The following is a 1,158-nucleotide window of genomic DNA, read 5'->3' on the forward strand; positions in this document are numbered from 1 at the left end:
CCCCCCGCCCGGACCGATCCGCCCGCGTCGCCCGACGGCGGGCGTCGCCGCCTGGTCGCGATGACGGCCTGGGGGGCCGCCTTCGTCGCCGGCTGGCTGGTGATCGGCCTGCCCACCGACCCGGCGTACGCGTTCCTGTGGATCTGGGCCGCGACCATCGCCTGGAACTCGTCCCGCCCGTGGCGCAGCCACCTGCGCTTCGCCCGGGACTGGGTGCCGGTGGTGCTGCTGCTCGCGCTCTACAACCTGTCCCGCGGCTTCGCCGACAACGGGGCGACCCCGCACGCGTACGAACTCATCGTCGCCGACCGGGTGATGTTCGGCTGGGTGACCGGCGGCGACGTGCCGACGGTCTGGCTCCAGGAGCATCTCTACCGGCCCCAGGTGCGGTGGTGGGACGTCGCCGCCAGCTGGGTCTACTTCTCCCACTTCGTGGTGGCGCTTGCCGCCGCGGCGGTGCTGTGGCTGCGGGACCGGGGGCGCTGGGCCGCGTTCATGCGGCGCTGGGGCTTCCTCTGCGCCACCGGCCTGGTCACGTACTTCCTCTATCCGGCCGCGCCGCCGTGGTGGGCGGCGCAGAACGGCCTGCTGGAGGAGGTCGCCCGGATCTCCACCCGGGGCTGGAAGGCGTTCGGCATGCACGGCGCCGGCAACCTGCTCAACGCCGGCCAGATCGCCTCGAACCCGGTGGCGGCGATGCCGTCGCTGCACACCGCGTTCGCCCTCTTCGTCGTGCTGTTCTTCCTGCGGCAGACCCGCCGCCGCTGGTGGCCGCTGCTGCTGGCGTACCCGCTGGCGATGACCTTCACTCTGGTGTACAGCGGCGAGCACTACGTGATCGACGTGCTGGTCGGCTGGGCGTACGTGGGGATGACGTTCCTGGTGGTCGGCCTGGCCGAGCGGTGGTGGGCGGCCCGGCGGGTGCGCCGGGCCCCGGCGGACCGGGCCCCGGAGCCGAGCGGCCCGCCGGCCCCCGGCCGAGCCGCCCGCGGTGCCCGCCGCCCGCTGAGCCGCAGCGCGCTCCGTGGCCGCCCGGGTTCAGCCGGCTTGGCGCGCGGCGTGCGCCCGGGCCGTCAGCTCCGCCGCTAGGATCCACGCCTCGGCCAGGTCGCGGTCCCGGGCCGCCGCCCCCGCCCCGCCCGCGGTGTCCGCGTGCAC

1 protein-coding gene is annotated in these 1,158 nt (G+C 75.6%); it reads left to right on the forward strand.

Annotation, left to right across the window (positions count from 1 at the left end):
- The coding region (locus tag C1I99_RS31620) for a phosphatase PAP2 family protein (RefSeq protein ID WP_233512833.1) at positions 1 to 1,089 on the forward strand (1,089 nt) is incomplete at its 5' end.
- Positions 1,090 to 1,158 lie beyond the last annotated feature (69 nt).

This window comes from Micromonospora deserti (assembly GCF_003236335.1).
Taxonomy (GTDB): domain Bacteria; phylum Actinomycetota; class Actinomycetes; order Mycobacteriales; family Micromonosporaceae; genus Micromonospora; species Micromonospora deserti.